This is a genomic window from Hydrogenophaga pseudoflava NBRC 102511, assembly GCF_001592285.1.
Classification (GTDB): domain Bacteria; phylum Pseudomonadota; class Gammaproteobacteria; order Burkholderiales; family Burkholderiaceae_C; genus Hydrogenophaga; species Hydrogenophaga pseudoflava.
Genome location: NZ_BCWQ01000005.1, coordinates 96033 through 115314, shown reverse-complemented (window position 1 = coordinate 115314; position 19282 = coordinate 96033). Strand labels below are relative to the sequence as shown.

The 19282-nt window shown below is 69.1% G+C and carries 21 protein-coding genes; 15 read left to right on the top strand and 6 right to left on the bottom strand.

Going from position 1 to position 19282, the window contains the following annotated elements; genetic code table 11:
• Nucleotides 1-146: 146 nt before the first annotated feature.
• Nucleotides 147-911: an enoyl-CoA hydratase gene (locus HPS01S_RS08165; RefSeq protein ID WP_066153738.1), complete on the top strand. Its 765-nt coding sequence runs from the start codon at nucleotides 147-149 to the stop codon at nucleotides 909-911.
• 83 nt (nucleotides 912-994) lie between these two features.
• On the opposite strand, the gene HPS01S_RS08160 is transcribed toward HPS01S_RS08165, so the two are convergent.
• Nucleotides 995-1270 (bottom strand): cupin domain-containing protein, encoded by a 276-nt coding sequence (locus HPS01S_RS08160; RefSeq protein WP_066153735.1) that lies wholly within the window; start codon nucleotides 1268-1270, stop codon nucleotides 995-997.
• 131 nt (nucleotides 1271-1401) lie between these two features.
• Here HPS01S_RS08160 and HPS01S_RS08155 point away from each other — a divergent pair, with 131 nt between their 5' ends.
• From HPS01S_RS08155 to HPS01S_RS08130, 6 genes are all read left to right on the top strand, one after another.
• On the top strand, nucleotides 1402-1767 hold the full coding sequence (locus HPS01S_RS08155) for a YciI family protein (RefSeq protein ID WP_066153732.1): 366 nt from the start codon (nucleotides 1402-1404) through the stop codon (nucleotides 1765-1767).
• A gap of 82 nt (nucleotides 1768-1849) precedes the next feature.
• On the top strand, nucleotides 1850-2293 hold the full coding sequence (locus tag HPS01S_RS08150) for an SRPBCC family protein (protein WP_066153730.1): 444 nt from the start codon (nucleotides 1850-1852) through the stop codon (nucleotides 2291-2293).
• Between the two features lie 10 nt (nucleotides 2294-2303).
• Nucleotides 2304-2744 (top strand): VOC family protein, encoded by a 441-nt coding sequence (locus tag HPS01S_RS08145; protein WP_218016592.1) that lies wholly within the window; start codon nucleotides 2304-2306, stop codon nucleotides 2742-2744.
• A 16-nt stretch (nucleotides 2745-2760) separates the two neighbouring features.
• Nucleotides 2761-3189, top strand: coding sequence for a YciI family protein (locus tag HPS01S_RS08140; protein ID WP_066153726.1), 429 nt, complete (start codon nucleotides 2761-2763; stop codon nucleotides 3187-3189).
• 12 nt (nucleotides 3190-3201) lie between these two features.
• Nucleotides 3202-3612, top strand: a complete 411-nt coding sequence (locus tag HPS01S_RS08135; RefSeq protein WP_066153723.1) for a VOC family protein — start codon at nucleotides 3202-3204, stop codon at nucleotides 3610-3612.
• Nucleotides 3613-3621: 9 nt separating this feature from the next.
• Nucleotides 3622-4923 carry an RNA polymerase sigma factor gene (locus HPS01S_RS08130; protein ID WP_066153719.1) on the top strand — a complete coding sequence of 434 codons (1302 nt, stop codon included), beginning with the start codon at nucleotides 3622-3624 and terminating at the stop codon, nucleotides 4921-4923.
• On the opposite strand, the gene HPS01S_RS08125 is transcribed toward HPS01S_RS08130, so the two are convergent.
• Together HPS01S_RS08125 and HPS01S_RS08120 are read right to left on the bottom strand one after the other, a co-directional pair.
• Nucleotides 4892-5374 (bottom strand): hypothetical protein, encoded by a 483-nt coding sequence (locus HPS01S_RS08125; protein ID WP_255284183.1) that lies wholly within the window; start codon nucleotides 5372-5374, stop codon nucleotides 4892-4894. The two genes, HPS01S_RS08130 and HPS01S_RS08125, sit on opposite strands and share 32 nt — an antisense overlap.
• Nucleotides 5374-5766 (bottom strand): DUF6152 family protein, encoded by a 393-nt coding sequence (locus HPS01S_RS08120; protein ID WP_066153716.1) that lies wholly within the window; start codon nucleotides 5764-5766, stop codon nucleotides 5374-5376. The genes HPS01S_RS08125 and HPS01S_RS08120 overlap by 1 nt, the downstream gene beginning before the upstream one ends.
• 177 nt (nucleotides 5767-5943) lie before the next feature.
• On the opposite strand from HPS01S_RS08120, the gene HPS01S_RS08115 reads away from it, so the two are divergent.
• From HPS01S_RS08115 to HPS01S_RS08105, 3 genes are all read left to right on the top strand, one after another.
• Nucleotides 5944-6873, top strand: a complete 930-nt coding sequence (locus HPS01S_RS08115; protein WP_127804709.1) for an alpha/beta hydrolase family protein — start codon at nucleotides 5944-5946, stop codon at nucleotides 6871-6873.
• 141 nt (nucleotides 6874-7014) lie between these two features.
• Nucleotides 7015-8292 carry a glycerophosphodiester phosphodiesterase family protein gene (locus HPS01S_RS08110; RefSeq protein ID WP_066154040.1) on the top strand — a complete coding sequence of 426 codons (1278 nt, stop codon included), beginning with the start codon at nucleotides 7015-7017 and terminating at the stop codon, nucleotides 8290-8292.
• A gap of 138 nt (nucleotides 8293-8430) precedes the next feature.
• Entirely contained in the window at nucleotides 8431-9024 is a 594-nt protein-coding gene (locus tag HPS01S_RS08105) for an HD domain-containing protein (protein ID WP_066153706.1), read from the top strand.
• A 9-nt stretch (nucleotides 9025-9033) separates the two neighbouring features.
• On the opposite strand, the gene HPS01S_RS08100 is transcribed toward HPS01S_RS08105, so the two are convergent.
• Nucleotides 9034-10287 (bottom strand): D-amino acid dehydrogenase, encoded by a 1254-nt coding sequence (locus HPS01S_RS08100; protein WP_066154037.1) that lies wholly within the window; start codon nucleotides 10285-10287, stop codon nucleotides 9034-9036.
• Nucleotides 10288-10498: 211 nt separating this feature from the next.
• Between HPS01S_RS08100 and HPS01S_RS08095 the strand changes: the two genes are divergently transcribed.
• Nucleotides 10499-12040 (top strand): sigma 54-interacting transcriptional regulator, encoded by a 1542-nt coding sequence (locus tag HPS01S_RS08095; RefSeq protein WP_066153702.1) that lies wholly within the window; start codon nucleotides 10499-10501, stop codon nucleotides 12038-12040.
• Between the two features lie 66 nt (nucleotides 12041-12106).
• Here HPS01S_RS08095 and HPS01S_RS08090 read toward each other — a convergent pair whose 3' ends face one another.
• Together HPS01S_RS08090 and HPS01S_RS08085 are read right to left on the bottom strand one after the other, a co-directional pair.
• A complete protein-coding gene (locus HPS01S_RS08090) occupies nucleotides 12107-13006 on the bottom strand; it encodes a Tim44 domain-containing protein (RefSeq protein ID WP_084397165.1) in 900 nt (299 codons plus the stop codon).
• Nucleotides 13007-13121: 115 nt separating this feature from the next.
• Nucleotides 13122-14708, bottom strand: a complete 1587-nt coding sequence (locus tag HPS01S_RS08085) for a Na/Pi cotransporter family protein (protein ID WP_066153699.1) — start codon at nucleotides 14706-14708, stop codon at nucleotides 13122-13124.
• 187 nt (nucleotides 14709-14895) lie between these two features.
• Here HPS01S_RS08085 and HPS01S_RS08080 point away from each other — a divergent pair, with 187 nt between their 5' ends.
• From HPS01S_RS08080 to HPS01S_RS08065, 4 genes are read left to right on the top strand one after another with little or no spacing between them, the layout of a single operon-like run.
• On the top strand, nucleotides 14896-15567 hold the full coding sequence (locus HPS01S_RS08080) for a TetR/AcrR family transcriptional regulator (protein ID WP_066153695.1): 672 nt from the start codon (nucleotides 14896-14898) through the stop codon (nucleotides 15565-15567).
• Nucleotides 15564-16454: an SDR family oxidoreductase gene (locus HPS01S_RS08075; RefSeq protein WP_066153693.1), complete on the top strand. Its 891-nt coding sequence runs from the start codon at nucleotides 15564-15566 to the stop codon at nucleotides 16452-16454. Before HPS01S_RS08080 ends, HPS01S_RS08075 begins: the two co-directional genes overlap by 4 nt.
• Complete coding sequence (locus HPS01S_RS08070) at nucleotides 16451-18070, top strand: acyl-CoA carboxylase subunit beta (RefSeq protein ID WP_066153690.1); 1620 nt, start codon at nucleotides 16451-16453, stop codon at nucleotides 18068-18070. Before HPS01S_RS08075 ends, HPS01S_RS08070 begins: the two co-directional genes overlap by 4 nt.
• A 34-nt stretch (nucleotides 18071-18104) precedes the next feature.
• Nucleotides 18105-19277: an acyl-CoA dehydrogenase family protein gene (locus HPS01S_RS08065; protein WP_066153687.1), complete on the top strand. Its 1173-nt coding sequence runs from the start codon at nucleotides 18105-18107 to the stop codon at nucleotides 19275-19277.
• Nucleotides 19278-19282 lie beyond the last annotated feature (5 nt).

Genomic DNA, 19282 nt, shown 5'->3' with positions numbered 1-19282 from the left:
TCGGTGTGCTCTCGGACAGCGGGATGCGGCCGAGTGTAGAAGCGTGGTGCCGGGTTGTCGCCGATTGGGCAGGCCACCCCACGCCGCGCGGCGCTTTCGTGTTACCTTGCGCCGACTTTTTGCCACCCCAGAGCGAGCACCCCACCATGTCCGACATCCTCGTCCACACCGAAGCCGGCATCACCACGCTGACCTTCAACCGCCCCGACAAGAAGAACTCCATCACCGCCGCCATGTACGGCGCGCTGGCCGACGCGATCGCCGCCGCAGCCGCCGACCCGGCCGTGCGCGTGGTGGTGTTCCAGGGCAACGAAACCACCTTCAGCGCCGGCAACGACATCGGCGACTTCCTCAACAACCCGCCCGCGACCGAAGACTCGCCGGTGTTCCGTTTCCTGCGCGGCATCGCCCAATTTCCCAAGCCGCTGCTGGCCGCGGTGTGTGGCCCGGCCGTCGGCATCGGCACCACGCTGCTGTTCCACTGCGACCTGGTCTACGCAGGCGACAACGCCGCGTTCTCCATGCCCTTCGTGAACCTGGGCCTGTGCCCCGAGGCCGCGTCCAGCCTGCTGGTGCCGCAGATGCTGGGCTACCACCGCGCCGCCGAGGCGCTGCTGCTGGGCGAACCCTTCATGGCCGAGGCCGCGCTGGACGTGGGTCTGGTCAACCGCGTGCTGCCGCCGAGCGAGGTCACCGGCTACGCGCAGTCGGTGGCGCGCAAGCTGGCCGCCAAGCCGCTGGCCTCGCTGGTCGAGACCAAGCGCCTGATGAAGAAGGGCAACGCCGCGCTGGTGATGGCCACCATGGCCGAAGAGGGCGCGAGCTTCGGCCGCATGCTCGGCGAGCCGGCCGCGAAAGAGGCTTTCGGCGCGTTCATGGAACGCCGCAAGCCGGACTTCTCGAAGCTCTGATCAGGCGGTTCGCCGCCGGGCAGCCCCAAGGCGAATCAGCCCTCGGGGGGCAGTGACCCGCGCAGCGGTGGAGCGCGGGGGCTTCAGTTCAGTCGCGCCACCCAGTAGGTCGCGCCTTCGGCGCCGTAGCGCTCCGAGTGCGGCGCCCCGTGTTCCAGTTCGAACAACTCGCCCGGCACCAGGTGCCGGGTCTCGCCGCCCACGGTGAGCCACATCTCGCCCTGCACCACCAGGGCCTTCACCGCGAAGGGGTGCGTGTGTTCTTCCAGCACCGTGTCCGGTGCCCACACCCGCTCCAGCACCTCGTCGAAGCCTTCGGCCAGGGCGACGCTCTTGAATGTTTCAAAGGTCTTGGGCATGGCGTTCTCCTGTCTGCGCGCTGCTCACCATTGCAGCACGGCCGTGTGGGCCTTGCGGGGGTAGGGGTTTGCCGCCCACCGGGTCTGTGTAGCATCGTCGGTCCTGCGTCCCGACATCCGAAAGGCCCGCCATGTCCTACATGCTCCTGATCCACGAACCCGTCGGCCAGCGCGCCACCCGCACCGAGGCCGAAGGCCGCGCCGCCTACGCCGCCATGGTCGCATTCGGCGAGCGGCTGGCGGCCGAGGGGCGGCTCAAGGCGGTGGAGTCGCTGGCGGGTCTGGACGGAGCGGTGCGCGTGAGCCACGCCAGCGGGCAGGCCCGGGCCCTGGACGGGCCCTTCGCCGAGGCCAAGGAAATGATCGGCGGCTTCTTCCTGCTGCAGAACGTGAATCGCGAGCAGGCCATCGCGCTGGCCCACGAATGCCCGGCCGCGCAGTGGTGCACGGTGGAGGTGCGGGCGCTGGCGCCCTGTTTCGACGAAAGCCACGCCTGATCCGGGTAATCCCGTAGATCGGGCCTGTCGAAATCGCGCAGGCTGCTTCGTCGTGGTGTTGTCGCCACCAAGGAGTCCTGCCATGCCCACCCTGCATTTCGACATCCACATCGCCGCGCCGCGCGAACGCGTCTGGCGCACCATGCTGTACACGCCCACCTACGAGCGCTGGACCGCGACCTTCTGTGAAGGCTCGCGCTACGACGGCAGCTGGGAGGCCGGAACGCCCATCCGCTTCCTGGGCCCCAACGGAGACGGCATGGTGGCGGAGATCGCCGAACACCGGCCGGCCGACTTTGTCTCCATCCGCCACCTCGGCACGATCAGCAACGGCGTGGAAGACACCACCAGCGAGGCGGTGCGCGCCTGGGCGCCGTGCTTCGAGAACTACAGCTTCACCGACGAGGCCGGCGGCACGCGCCTGCGCGTCGACTGCGACGTGTTCGGCAGCTACGAGGACTGGATGAACCAGACCTGGCCCAAGGCGCTGCATGCGCTCAAGAACATCTGTGAAACCCCCACCTGAGGAGAGTCCCATGACCACCACCACCGTGCCCATGTGCGCCGTCGTGCACTTTGAAATGCCCTACAAGGACCGCGAGCGCGCCGCGCGCTTCTACGCCGCCGCCTTCGGCTGGACCCACCAGTTCCTCGGTCCGGAGATGGGCGACTACATGCTGGTCAACACCGCGCCGGCCGGCGCCCGCCCGCCTGTGCCGCCCGAGGCCGCACTGGGCTCGATCAACGGCGGCCTGTTTCCCTTCAACGCCGACTGGCCGATGCAGCATCCTTCGGTGGTGATCGGCGTGCCCGACATCCGCGCCGCCATGCAGCGGGTGCGCGACGCGGGCGGCGAGGTGATCGGCGAGCCCATGACCATTCCCGGCGTGGGCGAGTACGTGGCGTTCCGCGACACCGAGGGCAACCACAACAGCATGCTCCAGCCGAACATGGAGCCACCGGCCTGCAAGACCTGACCACCGGAGACCCACCATGCGATTCATGATCATTGTCAAAAGCTGCCCCGAGTTCGAGGCCGAGCTCATGCCCGAGGCGCCCGAGGAACTCATGGCCGAGATGGCCGCCTACCACGAGGAACTGGCACGCGCCGGCGTGCTGCTCGACGGCAGCGGCCTGCACCCCAGCCGCACCGGCTGGCGCATCCACTACGACGAAGCCGGTGGCCGCCGCGTGGTGGATGGCCCGTTCGCCGAGGCCAAGGAGCTGATCGCCGGCTACACCCTGATCCAGGTGCGCTCGCGCGAAGAGGCGATGGAGTGGAGCCGGCGCTTTCCGAACCCCGCCGGCAAGGGCAGGCCCGCGGTGATCGAGCTGCGCCAGCTGATCGAGCTCGACGAGTTTCCGCCGAGCGCCGCGCTCGACCAGATGAAAGCCATCGACGGCATCGCCCCACAACCCTGAAGGAGAACCCCCATGTTTCGCCAGATCTTTGTCAACCTGCCCATCCAGGACATGGCCCGCTCCCAGGCCTTCTTCAAGGCCCTGGGCCTCACGTTCAATCCGCGCTTCACCAACGAGCAGGGCGCCTGCCTGGAGATCGGCGAGAACTTCTACGCCATGCTGCTGGTCAAGCCCTTCTTCCAGGGCTTTGTCCAGAAGCCGATCAGCGACGCCCACCAGAGCACCGAAGTCATCCTGGCCCTGTCGGTGGACAGCCGCGCCGAGGTGGAGGAGGTGGTGCGCAAGGCCGTGGCCGCCGGGGCGACCCGCATACCGGAGCCCAAGGACTACGGCTTCATGTTCCAGGACGGTTTCGCCGACCTCGATGGCCACCAGTGGGAGGTGTTCTGGATGGACGAAGCGGCCGCGCCCGCGCAGATGTAATCTGCGCGCGTGCACTCCGCGGTCCACGACACCATCGCCACCGTCTGGCGCCTCGAGTCCGCCCGCATCGTGGCGGCCGTGGCGCGGCGCGTGCGCGACGTGGGCGTGGCCGAGGAGCTGGCGCAGGACGCCCTGGTCGCGGCCCTGGAGCGCTGGCCGCTCGATGGCATGCCCGACCGGCCTGCGGCCTGGCTGATGACCACGGCGATCCACCGCGCGCTCGACCACCTGCGCCACCGCCAGATGGCCGACGCCCGGCATGGCGACATCGCCAGCGACCTCGAAGCGATGGAGGCCCACGTGGTGCCTGATTTCAGCGACAGCCTCGACCGCCAGCGCGAAGAGGCCGTGCTGGGCGACGACCTGCTGCGGCTGATCTTCACCGCCTGCCACCCGGTGCTGCCGCCCGAGGCGCGCGTGGCCCTCACGCTCAAGCTGCTGGGCGGCCTCTCCACCGCCGAAATCGCCCGCGCCTACCTGGTGCCCGAGGCCACGCTCGCGCAGCGCCTGGTGCGCGCCAAGCGCACGCTGGCCGATGCCAACGTTCCGTTCGAGCTGCCGCCGCCCGAGCTGCTGGGCGAGCGCCTGGCCTCGGTGCTCGAAGTGGTCTACCTCGTCTTCAACGAGGGCTACACCGCCACCAGCGGCGCCGACTGGATGCGCCCCGCGCTGTGTGACGAGGCCCTGCGCCTGGGGCGCATGCTGGCCGAACTCGCGTCGCAGGAGGCCGAGGTGCTGGGCCTGCTCGCGCTGATGGAGATCCAGGCCTCCCGCACCGCGGCGCGCACCGACCGCGAGGGCCAGCCCATCCTGCTGGCCGACCAGGACCGCCGGCGCTGGGACCGGCTGCTGATCCGCCGCGGCCTGACCGCGCTGGACCGTGCGCAGGCGCTCGGTCAGCCGGTCGGCCGCTACCGCCTGCAGGCGCAGATCGCGGCCTGCCACGCGCGTGCGCCGCGCGCCGTTGACACCGACTGGAAGCAGATCGCCGCGATCTACGCCGAACTGATGCGCGTCGCGCCCTCTCCGGTGGTGGAGCTCAACCGCGCGGTGGCGGTGGGCATGGCCGAGGGGCCGGCCGCGGGCCTGGCCATCGTCGAGACCCTGCTGCAGGACAAGGCGCTGGCGCGCTACCACTGGCTGCCCGCGGTGCAAGGTGACCTGCTGGAGAAACTCGGACGGCACGACGAGGCCAGGGCGGCGTTCCTGCAAGCGGCGGCATCCGCCGGCAATGAGCGTGAGCAGGCCTTGCTGCGCGCTCGTGCCGATGGGCCGGCGCCTACCGGTAACCGATCAACCGCCCGGCGGTGATCACCCCCAGCCAGAGCAGGGCCGACAGCGCACCGTGCCAGCGCCAGCCCGGGCGCGGCGGCACGCCGACCGCGGCGCCCAGCCGCCGCCAGTGCGGATCGAGCCGCAGCCACAGCGCGTTGAGCACCGCCGCGGCCAGCAGCGCCAGCTTGATGCCGAACAGTGGCTCGACCACATAGTCGAGCGGGCGCGTGGCGAAGAGCAGCGCGCCGGTGGCCAGCGCCAGCAGCAGTCCGGCAACGGCCGTGGGCACCAGGGCCGCGGCGAGCGGTTCCAGCGGTACAGACCGGAACGCTCCGATCAGCCGCAGGTCCATCGGCACGATGGCGCCGAACAGCAGCGCGATGCCGACCACATGACCGGTGTTGACCAGCGGGTAGAGCCAGACCGAAGCGCGCAGCACCTCCGACAGGCCAGTGGCCTGCAGTGCGGCGGCCAGGGGCTCCAGCATCAGTTGCGGTCCGGGTAAAGGTCGTAGGTCTTGCCGTCGATCACCAGGCGCTCGGCCTTGAAGACCTTCTTTTTCGGGTCGCTGTGCTTGTGGCCCGAGACGGTCAGCTTCACGCCCTTGACCAGCATCGCGTCCTTGAGTCCGGCGCGCTCGTTGCGCCAGGGCTGGCCGACCTCGACGATCCAGTTCGCGCCGTCCACCGCCAGCGTCAGCTCGCCGTGCGGGTTGCCGAGCCTGGCCGCGACGATGGTGCCGGTGAGTTCGGAATTCACATCCTCGGCCCAGACCCAGCCGTGGTGGGCGGCGGCGGGCAGGGCCAGCAACAGCCCCAAGGCTGCGGCGGCCAGCTGCAGCAAGGCACGTGAGAAGAACGGTGCGGGAGTCGGGGTCATGAAGGGCCTCGCAGGGAAGGGGAAAGGGCACCATCGGAAGTCGGCAGTGTGCGACCGTCTGTGAGAGGGCGCAATGTTTGACCCTGGTCGGGTTGGGCTGTTGTCTCATGGGCGTGGCTTTGGTTTTCCGGCGTTCGGCCGATATGCATCGGTGTCAGGACATCAACAGAGATCCCCATGCCTGTATTGCGACGCTTGCTTCCACGACGGCTCCGTGCGGATGCCGCTGCCATCACCCTGGCCCTTGTCGTCGGTGTGGCGCCAGCCTGGGCCCAGGCCGGAACCGCCGCGCCACCCGACGCCCAAATTGCAAAGGTGCCGATGAAGGGCGCCGGAACCTTCGGCTCTACCCTGGAGCTGCACACCGAGGTTTTCAAGCCGGCGGGGGATGGGCCGTTCCCGGTGCTTGTGTATGCCCACGGCAGATCCGGAACTCAGCAAGAGCGGAGCGCCATGACCGAGGTCGTTCCGCGCCAGTTCCTGAACTACTGGACAGAGCAGGGCTTCGCGGTGGTGGCGCCTGCGCGACCGGGCTACGGCAAGACGGGCGGCAGTGACCGCGAGGTGCCGGGGCACCGATGGGGGCCTGGCGGGGCATGCCTCGGTGCGCCAGACCCTGCGCGTGTCGCAACGGTCGCTGCAGCGGCCACTCAGGCGGCTGTCACCTGGGCGAGGGAGCAGCCGTGGGCGGTGCGGTCAAAGATCGTACTGGCGGGTAACTCGGTCGGAGGCCTCGCGACCGCGGCGCTCGCTGCGACAGATCCGGAAGGCGTCGTGGCCTACATCAACTTTGCGGGCGGGGTTGCGGGCAATCCTGACCAGTCGCCCGGTAAAAGCTGCGCCCCGGAGTTGGTGCGTGACGCGTTCTCGCGGTATGGCAAGACAACGCGCGTTCCAGGCTTGTGGCTCTATGCGGAAAACGACAGGTTCTGGGGCGCCGACGTTCCAAAGCAATGGCACGCGGCGTTTGCAGAAGGAAGCCCGGGCGCGGTCTTCGTTGCGACGCCGCCTGTGCCCAATGCGGACGGACATGAGCTCATCTTCGTCGGCCGTGACCTGTGGTCCGCCGCTGTCGACAGATTTCTGAAGGACATGGGACTTCGGTAGCCGCGCGATCCTCGCCTGGAAAGAGGGGTGGCCCGTCACACCCCCGTCACACCCCCTCCCGATGATCCGCCGGTCGGGCGCCTGTTGATGGCGCACCGCAGCACCACCGATCATCCGTTCATCCCACCGGAGGGAATCCCCATGTCGTTCCTGTCCCGTCTCCTGGGTCTGGCCCTGCTGGGCCTGACCGCCTCGATGGCGCTGGCCCAGTCGCCCGCCGCGGCCCATCGCCACGCCTCTCATGGCAGCGCCGAGCGGCCTTCGCATGTGCAGCTCGGCCCGCGCCCGTTCTTCCTGGTCGACGACATGGCCGACGGTCCGCTCAAGCGCGATCTGCAGCGCTGCGCCAAGCGCGGCGACTTCACGCCGCGCGACTTTTCCATTGGCCACCGCGGCGCCGCCATGCAGTTCCCCGAGCACACGCGGGAGTCGTACACGGCGGCCGCGCGCATGGGCGCCGGCATCGTGGAATGCGACGTCACCTTCACCAAGGACAAGGCGCTGGTCTGCCGCCATGCGCAGAACGACCTGCACACGACCACCAACATCCTGGTCACGCCGCTGGCCGCCAAGTGCACCCAGCCCTTCGTGCCCGCCGTGCTCGACGCCGACGGCAAGTTGGTGACACCGGCCAAGGCCGAGTGCCGCACCAGCGACATCACGCTCGCCGAGTTCAAGACCCTGCGCGGCAAGATGGACGCCTTCAACCCGGCGGCGCGCACGCCCGAGCAGTACCTGGGCGGCACGGCCAACTGGCGCACCGACCTCTACTCGGGGCCGAGCAGCGGCACGCTGATGACCCACGCCGAGTCGATCGAGCTGTTCAAGCAACTGGGCGTGAAGATGACGCCCGAGCTCAAGAGCCCGAGCGTGGCGATGCCGTTCGACGGCTTCACGCAGCAGGCCTATGCGCAGAAGATGATCGACGAGTACAAGGCCGCCAAGGTGCCGCCGCGCGACGTGTTCCCGCAGTCCTTCGACATCGGCGACGTGCTGTACTGGGTGAACAACGAGGCCTCGTTTGGCAAACAGGCGGTGTACCTGGACGACGCCAATTCGGTCACGGACCTGCCCGACCTCAAGACCCTGGCGGGCTACAAGTCACAGGGCATCCACTTCTGGGCGCCATCCACCTTCGCGCTGCTGGCGGTCGAGGGCGGCAAGATCGTCCCCTCGCAGGCCGCGAAGGACGCCAGGGCCGCGGGTCTGGGCCTGATCACCTGGACGCTGGAGCGCTCGGGCATCCTGGCCGACGGCAACAACGGCTGGTACCACCAGACCTTCGACAGCGCGGTGAAGACCGAGGGCGACATGCTGCAGGCGCTGCACGTGCTGGCCAAGGAGGTGGGGGTGGTCGGCGTGTTCTCCGACTGGCCGGCCACCACCACCTTCTATGCCAACTGCATGAACCTGCGCTGAGCGCGCGCCGGGCGACACGGAGGGCGGTGGTCACCGCAGGGGTGTCGGCCAGGCGACGGGCCCACCCTTGTCAGCCGGGCGGCGATCGGACAGCATGGCCGCTGCCCGATCTGTCGACCGCAACGCCTGGAGACCCACATGCCGAACCGCGCCACCTTCAAACGCATGGAAGAAAGCACCCGCGAAGACTGGGCCTGCATCCTTCCCGAGGCCATGGCGATGGCCAGGACGCTGCCCGACCGGGTGCTCGACCACCTGCGGCTGCTCGATGGCGACCATGGCGGCTTCCCGGTCGACCGGCTGACACACAGCCTGCAGACCGCGACGCTGGCGCAGCGGGACGGGCGCGACGAGGAATATGTGGTGTGTGCGCTGCTGCACGACATCGGCGACACGCTGGGCTCGTTCAACCACCCCGACATCGCCGCTGCGATCCTCAAGCCTTTCGTGAGCGAGGAGAACCTGTGGATGGTGCAGCACCACGGCATCTTCCAAGGCTACAACTTCTTCCACCACATCGGGCTGGACCGCAACATGCGCGACATGTTCAGGGACCACCCGCACTACCAGCGCGCGGCCGAGTTCGTCGAGCGCTACGACAACCCGGCCTTCGACCCGGCGATGGAGGCGCTGCCGCTGAGCCACTTCGAGCCCATGCTGCGCCGGCTGATGGCGGTGCCGAAGAGTTCGGTCTACAAGGCCGCCCTGCCGGGCGGGAAGACCACCGCCTGAGGCCGGCGGTCAGGCGTAGCGCGCGACGGTCAGGCCTTCCATGCTGATCTCCGGCGTGCGGCCGGCGATCAGGTCGGCCATGACGCGGCCGGTGCCGGTGGCCATGGTCCAGCCCAGCGTGCCGTGGCCGGTGGACAGCAGCAGGTTGTCGTACCTGCATGCGCCGACGATGGGCGTGCCGTCCGGCGTCATGGGGCGCAGGCCGGTCCAGAACTCGGCCTTGGCCACGTCGCCACCCTTGGGGAACAGGTCGGTGACCACGAACTCCAGCGTCTTGCGCCGGCTCTCGTTGAGCTCCAGATCAAAGCCCGAGAGCTGCGCCGTGCCGCCGACCCGGATGCGGTCGCCCAGTCGCGTGACGGCGACCTTGTGGGTCTCGTCCATGATGGTCGACTCGGGCGCCTTGGCCGCGTTGGTGATGGGCACGGTGATCGAGAAGCCCTTGACCGGGTAGACCGGGATGTCGATGCCCAGCGGCGCGAGCATGGAGGTCGAGTAGCTGCCCAGCGCCAGCACGTAGCGGTCGGCGGTCTTGAGGCCTTCGCTGGTGCGCACGCCGGTGATCTGGTGGCCGTTGCGCTCCAGCGCGTCGATGCTCACGCCAAAGCGGAATTTCACGCCCAGCGCCTTGGCCTTCTCGGCCAGCGTGTTGGTGAACTTGAAGCAGTCGCCGGTCTCGTCGCCGGGCAGGCGCAGCGCGCCGACGAACTTCTCCTGCACATCGGCCAGTGCCGGTTCGTACTTCAGATAGCCGGCGCGGTCGAGCACCTGGTAGGGCACACCGTATTCCTTCAGGATCTCGATGTCCTTGCCGGTGCCGTCGAGCTGCTTCTGGGTGCGGAACAGCTGCAGCGTGCCCTGTTCGCGGTGGTCGTATTCGATGCCGATGTCGGCGCGCAATTCCTTCAGGCAGTCGCGGCTGTATTCGGCCAGCCGCACCATGCGGCCCTTGTTGACCTGGTAGCGCGCCTCGGTGCAGTTGCGCAGCATCTGCAGGCCCCAGCGCCACATGGCCGGGTCGAGCATGGGCTTGATCACCAGCGGGCTGTGGTGCATCAGCAGCCACTTGATCGCCTTCACCGGCACGCCCGGACCGGCCCAGGGTGCGGAGTAGCCGGGCGAGACCTCGCCCGCGTTGGCGTAGCTGGTTTCCAGCGCCGGGCCGGGCTGGCGCTCGATCACCTCGACCTCGTGGCCGTCGCGCGCCAGGTAGTACGCGATGGTGGTGCCGATGACACCGCTGCCCAGAACCAGTACCCGCATGTTGTTCTCCGATGAGGCCCGCGGCGCGATGGCGCCGCTGGTGGCCCGATGCAATGCGTTTTGCAAGCGCCGTGCCACCGGGCGCGTGATCGCAAGTGCTTGATCTGAAAAGAAAAGTAACTGGAGTCTTATCGAGTTGGATTGAAATCGTTACGGAAGAGGGGTGCAGGTGGATTGAAATAAATACAATGGATCGAAACCGATACACACCATGCGCATCGACGTCCACTTCACCGACCGGGTCGGCATTGCCCAGGAAATCCTCGCCGCGCTCGCCAGCCGCGCGCTCAACGTCTCGGCGGTCGAGGTCGAGCCGCCGCACATCTATATAGAAGCGCCCACGCTCGGCGCCGACGACCTGGCCGCGCTGCGCGAGCCGCTGCTGCGGGTGGCGGGTGTGCTCTCGGTGGCCGAGCTGGAGATGCTGCCGGGCGCGCGGCGGCGGCTCTACCTGGACGCGCTCATGGCCTCGCTCACCGACCCGGTGCTCGCGGTCGACGGGCGGGGTGTGGTGGTGCTGGCGAACGCGGCGGCGGTGGCGGTGTGCGGCATGCCCGAGGCCGAGCTGGCCGGCCGCTCACTGCGCGAACTCACGGGCGATGCCGCGCTGGTGGACGCGCTGGTGGCGCAGGGCGCGCGCTTGCCGGTGAGCGAGGTGCAGGTGGGCGGGCAGCGCTTCCTGATGGAGACCGTCGCGTTGCACGACGCGGGCGGCAGCGTGGCCGGCGCGGTGCTCACGCTGCACGCGCCGCAGCGCCTGGGCGAGCGCATCAGCGCGCTGCAGAACCACGGCGCCGGCGGCTTCGAGGCCATCCTCGGCCAGTCGGCGGCGATCCGCTCGCTCAAGCAGCGCGCCATGCGCATGGCGCAGGTGGATGCGCCGCTGCTGATCCGCGGCGAGACCGGCACCGGCAAGGAGCTGGTGGCCCAGGCCTGCCACGCCGGCAGTCCGCGGCGCGACCAGCCCTTCTTCGCGCTCAACTGCGCGGCCCTGCCCGAGAGCCTGGCCGAGAGCGAGCTGTTCGGCTACGCCAGCGGTGCCTTCACCGGCGCGCTGCGCGGCGGCCGGCCGGGTCTGCTGGAGCTGACCGACGGCGGCACCCTGTTCCTTGATGAAGTCGGCGAGATGTCGCCCTATCTGCAGGCCAAGCTGTTGCGATTCCTGAACGACGGCAGCTTCCGCCGCGTCGGTGGCGAGCGCGACCTCAAGGTCAATGTGCGCATCATCAGTGCGACCCACCGGGCGCTGGAAGACATGGTGGCCAGCGGCGCGTTCCGTCAGGACCTGCTGTTCCGCCTCGATGTGCTGCAGCTGAACCTGCCGCCGCTGCGCGAGCGCACCGAGGACATCCTGCCGCTGGCGCAGGTGTTCCTCGAACGCGCCTGCGCGCAGATCGGCCGGCCCAAGGCGCGGCTGAGTCGCGCAGCCGGCGAGGCGCTGCTGGCCAACCCCTGGCACGGCAATGTGCGGCAGCTGCAGAACGTGGTGTTCCGCGCCGTCACGCTGAGCGACGCGGCGGTGATCGACGTGGCGGCGCTGGAACTGGCGGGGGCCGACGTGAGCGCGGTGTCGACGGCCGCCGCGCAGGAAGAGGTGACGACGCTGGAAGCAGCGGTGGCCGGCTTCGAGCGCGAGCTGCTGCAGCGCCTGCTGCCCGACCACCCGAGCACGCGCAAGCTGGCCGAGCGCCTGGGCACCTCGCACTCGGCCATCGCCGCGCGGCTGCGGCGTTATGGTCTCAAGGCCCCTTGAAAGGGCGAAAAAAAGCCCCGGCGGTGGGCCGGGGCAAGCGAGGAGTTCTCGTGGAACAACAATCGGTCAGGCGCCTTGCTGGATGCCTGCGAGGATCCAGCCACCGTTGCCCTGGCGCGGCTTGGTCAGGTGCCAGATTTCGTCGACCGGGCTGGTCACGCCGTCTTCGCGCAGCTCGCCGGTGAAGCGCACGCTCACCACGTACAGGGCGTCTTCTTCGGCCACTTCCAGCACCTGGGCGTTGAGGCTCAGCACGTCGGTGTGCTGGGTGGCGCCGTTGCGGTCGCGGATGTCCATCTGCAGCTCGGCAAACATCTCCGGCGAGGTGAACTGGCGGATGTCGTCCAGGTTGCCGGTGTCATTGGCCGCCTGCAGGCGGATGTAGTTGACCTTGGCGTTGCGCTCGAAGGCGGCGACGTCGAAGTCGGCCGGGATGCGCGGCTGCGCGCCTTGCAGGTTGGCACCGATCATCGAGCCACCGGCGGCAGCGCCACCGGTCTGCACCGGGCTGGCGGGCATGCGGAAGGCGTTGTTCGAACCGCCCGCACCGGCTGCGGCACCGGCGTAGGCCATGCCGCCTTGCGACGCCGCGGCCCGCTTGCGCATGATGAAGCCGATCACCGCCAGAGCGGCCATCACCATCAGGCCGATCATCAGCATGTTGGCGAGTTCTTCACCGAAGCCCAGGTGCGAGGCCAGCGCGGCCAGGCCCAGGCCGGCGGCCAGACCGGCCACCGGGCCCATCCAGCTGCGCTTGGGAGCGGCGGCGGCACCGGCCGCGGCACCTGCGGCAGGTGCGGCAGGTGCCGCGTTCGGCGAGGCATCGGGCGCCTTGGCGGGCGGGGTGGCCTGGCGCTGCATGCCCAGCGACTTGCCGCCGCCGATGCGCTTGGCCTCTGCGTCCATGTGGGCGGTGCCCAGGCCCAGCGTCAGCACGACGGCGAGCAGGGAAAGCAGTTTTTTCATGAGAAGTCTCCTGCTGAAGGAAATTGAAGAACGACTAGGGTAGCGACAATTCAATCCCGAAAAAGCATATAAACAGATAGATACCTTCTTAAAAAGAAGGAATGTATGCGATGGCTCAGGCCCGGTGGAGGGGCTGCTGCCGTGTGTGGGCCTTGACCGCCTGTTGCAGCGCGCGGCGCATCGCGCTGTACCGTTCCAGTGACGCCTCCATGTCCGCCAGCGGCACATGCCCCGCCGCCGCTGCGGCCAGCACCGTGGCCTTGAGGTGCTGGTAGGCGGCCTCCATGGGCAGGAGGTCGAGTGCAGGGCGGGGGCCCGGGACCACCCGGCCGTGTTCGGCCAGCAGGAAGGTGGCCGTGGACACGAAGCGCTGGTGCGCATCGGGCAGCCGGGGGTCCGCGGCGCCGGGTGGCACCAGCGGTGCGGAGACCCGCAACTGTTCGGCGCAGGTTTCGTAGTAGCGCAGGATGCGCAGCAGCTCCGCCAGGCGTTCGGTGGAGGCTGGTGTGAGTGCGCTGCGGCCCATGCGCTCCACAAAGCGCTCCACGGCGGCGTCGAGCTGCGAAAGCACCGTCTGGCCGCTGGCCAGCGCCTCGGGCGTGGCCACCTTCAGCACGGCGCCCGCCTGGTGCACGCACAGCTTGCCCAGGCGCGCGATCTCCTGCTCCAGCGCGTCCAGTGCCAGCGTGGGCACGGCCAGCACGTTGTCGTCCAGGAAGCGGGGCTGCGCCTCGTCCTCCTCCCGGGCGCGAAAGCGCTGCAGCAGCCAGTGCGTGAGGCGGTCGGCCAGCGGCCACATGAGCAGCACGCCCAGCAGATTGAATGTGGTGTGGAACAGCGCCAGCTTGGTGGCCGGGTCGGGTGGCAGCGACAGCGCTTCGCGTGCCGCCGACAGCGCGTCGACGAGCCAGGGCAGGAGCAGCAGTGCCACCGCGCCGGTGAGCAGGTTGAACAACACGTGGGCGGCGGCCGTGCGGCGCGCGTTGGGGGTGGCGCCGATGCCGGCCAGGGCGGTGGTCACCGCGCTGCCAATGTTGGCGCCGATCACCACCGCGGCCGCGCCCTGGGGTCCGATCAGTCCGCTCTGGGCCGCGGTCAGGGTGATGGTCATGGCTGCGCTGGACGACTGCATCAGCACCGTCATCATCAGGCCGATGCCCAGCTGGGCCAGCACGGAGAGCGCGTCCGTGCCCTGCGGCAGGCTGATCTGCCCGGCCAGGCCCACGAACGCCTGCTGCAGCAGGCCGATGCCCAGGAACAGCAGCCCGAAGCCGGCCAGTGCCGTGCCCATGGCGCCGCGGCGCTGGTGCTCGCCGCTCAGGCGCATCACAGCGCCCAGGCCCACCAGCGGCAACGCGAGCACCTCGACCTTGAACTTCAGACCCACCAGGGCCACGATCCAGCCGGTCATGGTGGAGCCCACGTTGGCACCGAACACCACCCACACCGCGGGCGCCAGCCCCAGCAGACCCGCGTTGACAAAGCCGATGGCGGCCACGCCCACCGCGGTGGACGATTGCACCAGGGCCGTCACCAGCACGCCGGTGCCCAGCGCATGCCAGCGGGTGCGCGTGGACTGGCTCAGGATGTTGTGCAGGGCCGGTCCGGCGACCAGCTTGAGGCCATCGGTCATCATGCCCATGCCCAGCAGAAACAGGCCCAGACCTCCGACCAGCGGACCGAGGGAAGACCAGAGGTTCATGGTGCGAGCAAACGGTGGGAGCGTCGGGTGGCGTGGGGTGGGCTCATGAATGAACGGCGCATCGGGTGGTGAGGTTCCGGGGATTGTGGGCGCTGGCGGGGGCGGATGTCGGGCCGGTGACAGCGAAGTTTATTTATACAAAGCAATTGCTTGCTAAAAATAAAGGCCGCTGCTAAGGTGCCTCCCCATGACACCGGACACTCCCGACCTCAGCCCAGACCTGGCGCCCCGGCGCGCCCGCGGGCGCCCCCGCAAGACCGCCGACGAGCGCGACGACGGCAACCGCCGCCAGGACCTGCTGCGCGCCGCGGCCCGCCTGTTCCGCCAGCAGGGCTTTGCCGCCACGAGCACGCGCGACATCGCCGCCGCCGCGGGCATGCGCTCGGGCTCGCCCTTCTACCACTTTGAAAACAAGGAGGCGCTGCTGGCGGCCGTGATGCTTGAAGGCATGCAGCGCGCCACCGGGCGCCAGGCCGGTGCCATGCACGACGCGGCCGCCGCCGCGGGCCAGACGCTGAGCGCGCGCGAGTGCCTGCGCGTGCTGGTGCGCAACCACCTGGAGGTGCTGCTGGGCGCAGAGAGCGACTTCATCCCGGTGATGCTCTACGAGTGGCGCTCGCTGTCCGAGGTGCAGCGCCAGGCGGTCAACGAGCTGCGGCGAGAGTACGAGGCCGTCTGGGTGCCGGTGCTGCAGGCACTGCACGACAGCGGCGAGCTGCAGGGCGACCCGAGCCTGGCGCGGCTGATGATCTTCGGCGCGCTCAACTGGGCGGTGCAGTGGTTCGAGCCGGGGCGCCGGTCTTCGCTCGACGATCTGACCGAGGCGGCGCTGCACCTGTTCCTGAAGGAGCGCGCATGAGCAAACGGTATGGTTCCGTGTTTCGCGACGGCCTGTTCGCCGGGCGAGTGGTGATGGTCACCGGAGGCGGATCGGGCATCGGCCGCTGCACCGCGCACGAGCTGGCCCGGCTGGGTGCCATGGTGGTGCTGGTGGGCCGCAACCCCGAGAAGCTGCAGGCCACGGCCATCGAGATCGCCGACGACGGCGGGCGCGCCAGCTTCCACGTCTGCGACATCCGCAACGAGGCGGGCGTGCAGGCCATGGTGGCCGACGCGGTGCAGGCGCATGGCCGCATCGACGCCCTGGTCAACAACGCCGGCGGCCAGTACATCACCCCGCTGGAGAAGATCAGCGCCAAGGGCTGGCAGGCGGTGATCGACACCAACCTGACCGGTGGCTTCCTGGTGGCGCGCGAGTGCTACCTGCAGAGCATGCAGGCGCAGGGCGGCGCCATCGTGAACATCGTCGCGGACATGTGGGGTTCGATGCCCGGCATGGGCCACAGCGGCGCCGCCCGCATGGGCATGGTGAGCTTCACCGAGACCGCGGCGATGGAGTGGGCGAAAAGCGGCGTGCGCGTGAACGCGGTCGCGCCGGGCTACATCGCCTCCAGCGGCATGGACCACTACCCGCCCGAGGCCGGGCCGATGCTGCGTGAGATGCGCCAGACCGTGCCGCTGGGGCGCTTCGGCAACGAGGCCGAGACCTCGGCCGCCATCGTCTTCCTGCTCTCGCCCGCGGCCAGCTTCATCAGCGGCACGGTGTTGCGTGTAGACGGCGCACGGCCCCAGGTGCGCATGGGCTGGGGGCAGGTCGCCGCACCGGCCGAGGTGCAGCAGCGCGACGCGGTGAAACCTTTCGACGGTTTCCACCGCGCGGTCACGCCCAAGGTGTTCCAGTCATGAGCTTTGCGTCGAATTTCAACCCGCACAGCGAACAGGCCGCGCAGCGCCGCGACGCCCTGCTGGCGCGCATCGCCCAGCTGCGGGCGCTGGAAGACCGCGCCGCGGCCGCTTCGGCCCTGTCGGCGCCGGTGTTCCACAAGCGCGGGCAGCTGCTGCCGCGCGAGCGCGTGGGCCTGCTGCTGGACCCGGGCGCGCCGTACCTGCCGCTGTGTTCGCTGGCCGGTTTCCTGCAGGACACGAAGGACCCGGAGAAGTCCGTGCCCGGCGGCGGCATGCTGGCTGGCATCGGCTTCATTGGCGGCGTGCGCTGCATGGTGGTGGCCAGCGACTCGGGCATCGAGGCCGGTGCGATCCAGGCGCGCGGGCTGGAGAAGATCCTGCGGGTGCAGGAGATGGCGCTGGAGAACCGGCTGCCTTTCGTGCACCTGGTCGAGAGCGCGGGCGCGAACCTGATGAAGTACCAGGTCGAGGGCTTCGTGCTCGGCGGCGGTCTGTTCCGCAACCTCGCGCGCCTCTCGGCGGCGGGCCTGCCGGTCATCACGGTGCAGCACGGGTCGGGCACCGCCGGTGGCGCCTACATGCCGGGCCTCTCGGACATCGTGATCATGGTGCGCGGCCGCTCGCGCGCCTTTCTCGCCGGGCCGCCGCTGCTCAAGGCCGCCACCGGCGAGATCGCCACCGAAGAGGAGTTGGGCGGTGCCGAGATGCACACCACGGTGTCGGGACTGGGCGAGCACCTGGCCGAAGACGACCGCGAGGCCCTGGGCCTGGCGCGCGACATCGTGGCGCGCACCGGCTGGCAGATGCCTCAGCGACCGACGGCGCCCGAACCCCGTTTAGACGCCGAGGACCTGCTGTCCCTGATGCCCGCGCACCACCGCGAACCGGTGGACATGCGCGAGGTCATGGCCCGCATCACCGATGGCTCCGACATCCTTGAGTTCAAGGCGCTCTACGGCGCCGCCACGGTCTGCGCCCAGGCGCACATCGGCGGCCACGCGGTCGGCATCATCAGCAACAACGGTCCCATCGACGTGGCCGGCGCGAACAAGGCCACGCACTTCATCCAGTGGATGTGCCAGCTCGGCCACCCCATCGTCTACCTGCAGAACACCACCGGCTACATGGTCGGCAAGGACAGCGAGCAGGCCGGGATGATCAAGCACGGCAGCAAGATGATCCAGGCGGTGACGAATGCGACGGTGCCGCAGATCACCATCCAGTGCGGCGCCAGTTTCGGTGCGGGCAACTACGGCATGTGCGGCCGCGGTTACGCGCCGCGCTTCCTGTTCAGCTGGCCCAACGCGCGCACCGCGGTCATGGGCGGCGAGCAGGCCGCCAGGACCATGCAGATCGTGGCCGAGGCCGGCATGGCGCGCAAAGGCATCCCCACCGACACGCCCGAGGTGCAGGCGCAGATGAAGGCGAAGTACGAGGCCATCGTGCAGAAGTTCGAGTCGCAGGCCGACGCGTTCTACACGAGCGGCCTGGTGCTGGACGACGGCGTGATCGACCCGCGCGACACCCGCGCCGTGCTCCGCTTCTGCCTGGACACCGTGGCCGAGGCGGCGCTGCGCCAGCCGAGGCCCATGCCGTTCGGCGTCGCGCGCATGTGAGCGCCGCTTTCAAGACAACGACAGGAGACACCCCATGCAGTTCACCCACGAACACCGCGAGATCCAGAAGACCCTCAAGCGCTTCATCGACGAGCACATCAACCCGCACGTGGACGAGTGGGAAGCGGCCGAGATCTTCCCGGCGCACGAGGTCTTCAAACAGATGGGCCAGCTCGGCCTGCTGGGCCTGACCAAACCCGAGGCCTACGGCGGCATGGGGCTGGACTACTCCTACAGCGTGGCCATGGCCGAGACGCTGGGCCACATCCACTGCGGCGGCGTGCCCATGGCCATCGGCGTGCAGACCGACATGTGCACACCGGCCCTGGCGCGTTTCGGCAGCGAAGAACTCAAGGCGCAGTTCCTCGCGCCCGCCATCGCGGGCGACATGGTCGGCTGCATCGGCGTGAGCGAGCCCGGCGCGGGCAGTGACGTGTCGGCCATCAAGACCGTGGCCCGCAAGGACGGCGACGACTACGTCATCAGCGGCCAGAAGATGTGGATCACCAACAGCCTGCAGGCCGACTGGATGTGCATGCTGGTCAACACCAGCGACGGCCCCGCGCACAAGAACAAGAGCCTGGTCATGGTGCCGCTGCGCGAGAACGGCAAGACCGTCAAAGGCTTCGAGGTCGGCCAGAAGATCAAAAAAATCGGCATGAACAGCAGCGACACCGGCCTGCTGTTCTTCGACGAGGTGCGCGTGCCGCAGCGCTACCGCATCGGCGCCGAGGGCGCGGGCTTCATCTACCAGATGCAGCAGTTCCAGGAGGAGCGCCTGTGGTGCGCGGCCAGCACGCTGCAAAGCCTGAGCAACTGCATCCAGTGGACGGTGGAGTACGCGCAGGAGCGCCAGCTGTTTGGCGCCTCGCTGGCCGACCAGCAGTGGGTGCAGTTCAAGCTGGCCGAGCTCAAGACCGAGGTCGAGAGCCTGCGCGCGCTGACCTACCAGGCCTGCGAGCACTACGTGGCCGGCGAGGACGTGACCGAGTGGGCCACCATGGCCAAGCTCAAGGCCGGGCGCCTGAACCGCCAGGTGCCCGACACCTGCCTGCAGTTCTGGGGCGGCATGGGCTTCACGTGGGACAACAAGGTCTCGCGCATGTACCGCGACGGGCGCCTGGCCTCCATCGGCGGCGGGGCCGACGAGGTGATGCTCGGCATCCTCACCAAGATGATGGGCATCGCCAAACGCCCGGCGCACTGAAAGGG

Bases quoted from the DNA above. Each gene is read 5' to 3' on its own strand.
- HPS01S_RS08095 (WP_066153702.1), top strand. From the start codon at position 10,499: ATGCGCATCGACGTCCACTTCACCGACCGGGTCGGCATTGCCCAGGAA.
- HPS01S_RS08085 (WP_066153699.1), bottom strand. From the start codon at position 14,708: ATGAACCTCTGGTCTTCCCTCGGTCCGCTGGTCGGAGGTCTGGGCCTG.
- HPS01S_RS08165 (WP_066153738.1), top strand. From the start codon at position 147: ATGTCCGACATCCTCGTCCACACCGAAGCCGGCATCACCACGCTGACC.
- HPS01S_RS08115 (WP_127804709.1), top strand. From the start codon at position 5,944: ATGCCTGTATTGCGACGCTTGCTTCCACGACGGCTCCGTGCGGATGCC.
- HPS01S_RS08100 (WP_066154037.1), bottom strand. From the start codon at position 10,287: ATGCGGGTACTGGTTCTGGGCAGCGGTGTCATCGGCACCACCATCGCG.
- HPS01S_RS08065 (WP_066153687.1), top strand. From the start codon at position 18,105: ATGCAGTTCACCCACGAACACCGCGAGATCCAGAAGACCCTCAAGCGC.
- HPS01S_RS08080 (WP_066153695.1), top strand. From the start codon at position 14,896: ATGACACCGGACACTCCCGACCTCAGCCCAGACCTGGCGCCCCGGCGC.
- HPS01S_RS08145 (WP_218016592.1), top strand. From the start codon at position 2,304: ATGACCACCACCACCGTGCCCATGTGCGCCGTCGTGCACTTTGAAATG.
- HPS01S_RS08120 (WP_066153716.1), bottom strand. From the start codon at position 5,766: ATGACCCCGACTCCCGCACCGTTCTTCTCACGTGCCTTGCTGCAGCTG.
- HPS01S_RS08150 (WP_066153730.1), top strand. From the start codon at position 1,850: ATGCCCACCCTGCATTTCGACATCCACATCGCCGCGCCGCGCGAACGC.
- HPS01S_RS08070 (WP_066153690.1), top strand. From the start codon at position 16,451: ATGAGCTTTGCGTCGAATTTCAACCCGCACAGCGAACAGGCCGCGCAG.
- HPS01S_RS08125 (WP_255284183.1), bottom strand. From the start codon at position 5,374: ATGCTGGAGCCCCTGGCCGCCGCACTGCAGGCCACTGGCCTGTCGGAG.
- HPS01S_RS08110 (WP_066154040.1), top strand. From the start codon at position 7,015: ATGTCGTTCCTGTCCCGTCTCCTGGGTCTGGCCCTGCTGGGCCTGACC.
- HPS01S_RS08105 (WP_066153706.1), top strand. From the start codon at position 8,431: ATGCCGAACCGCGCCACCTTCAAACGCATGGAAGAAAGCACCCGCGAA.
- HPS01S_RS08160 (WP_066153735.1), bottom strand. From the start codon at position 1,270: ATGCCCAAGACCTTTGAAACATTCAAGAGCGTCGCCCTGGCCGAAGGC.
- HPS01S_RS08090 (WP_084397165.1), bottom strand. From the start codon at position 13,006: ATGAAAAAACTGCTTTCCCTGCTCGCCGTCGTGCTGACGCTGGGCCTG.
- HPS01S_RS08135 (WP_066153723.1), top strand. From the start codon at position 3,202: ATGTTTCGCCAGATCTTTGTCAACCTGCCCATCCAGGACATGGCCCGC.
- HPS01S_RS08075 (WP_066153693.1), top strand. From the start codon at position 15,564: ATGAGCAAACGGTATGGTTCCGTGTTTCGCGACGGCCTGTTCGCCGGG.
- HPS01S_RS08155 (WP_066153732.1), top strand. From the start codon at position 1,402: ATGTCCTACATGCTCCTGATCCACGAACCCGTCGGCCAGCGCGCCACC.
- HPS01S_RS08140 (WP_066153726.1), top strand. From the start codon at position 2,761: ATGCGATTCATGATCATTGTCAAAAGCTGCCCCGAGTTCGAGGCCGAG.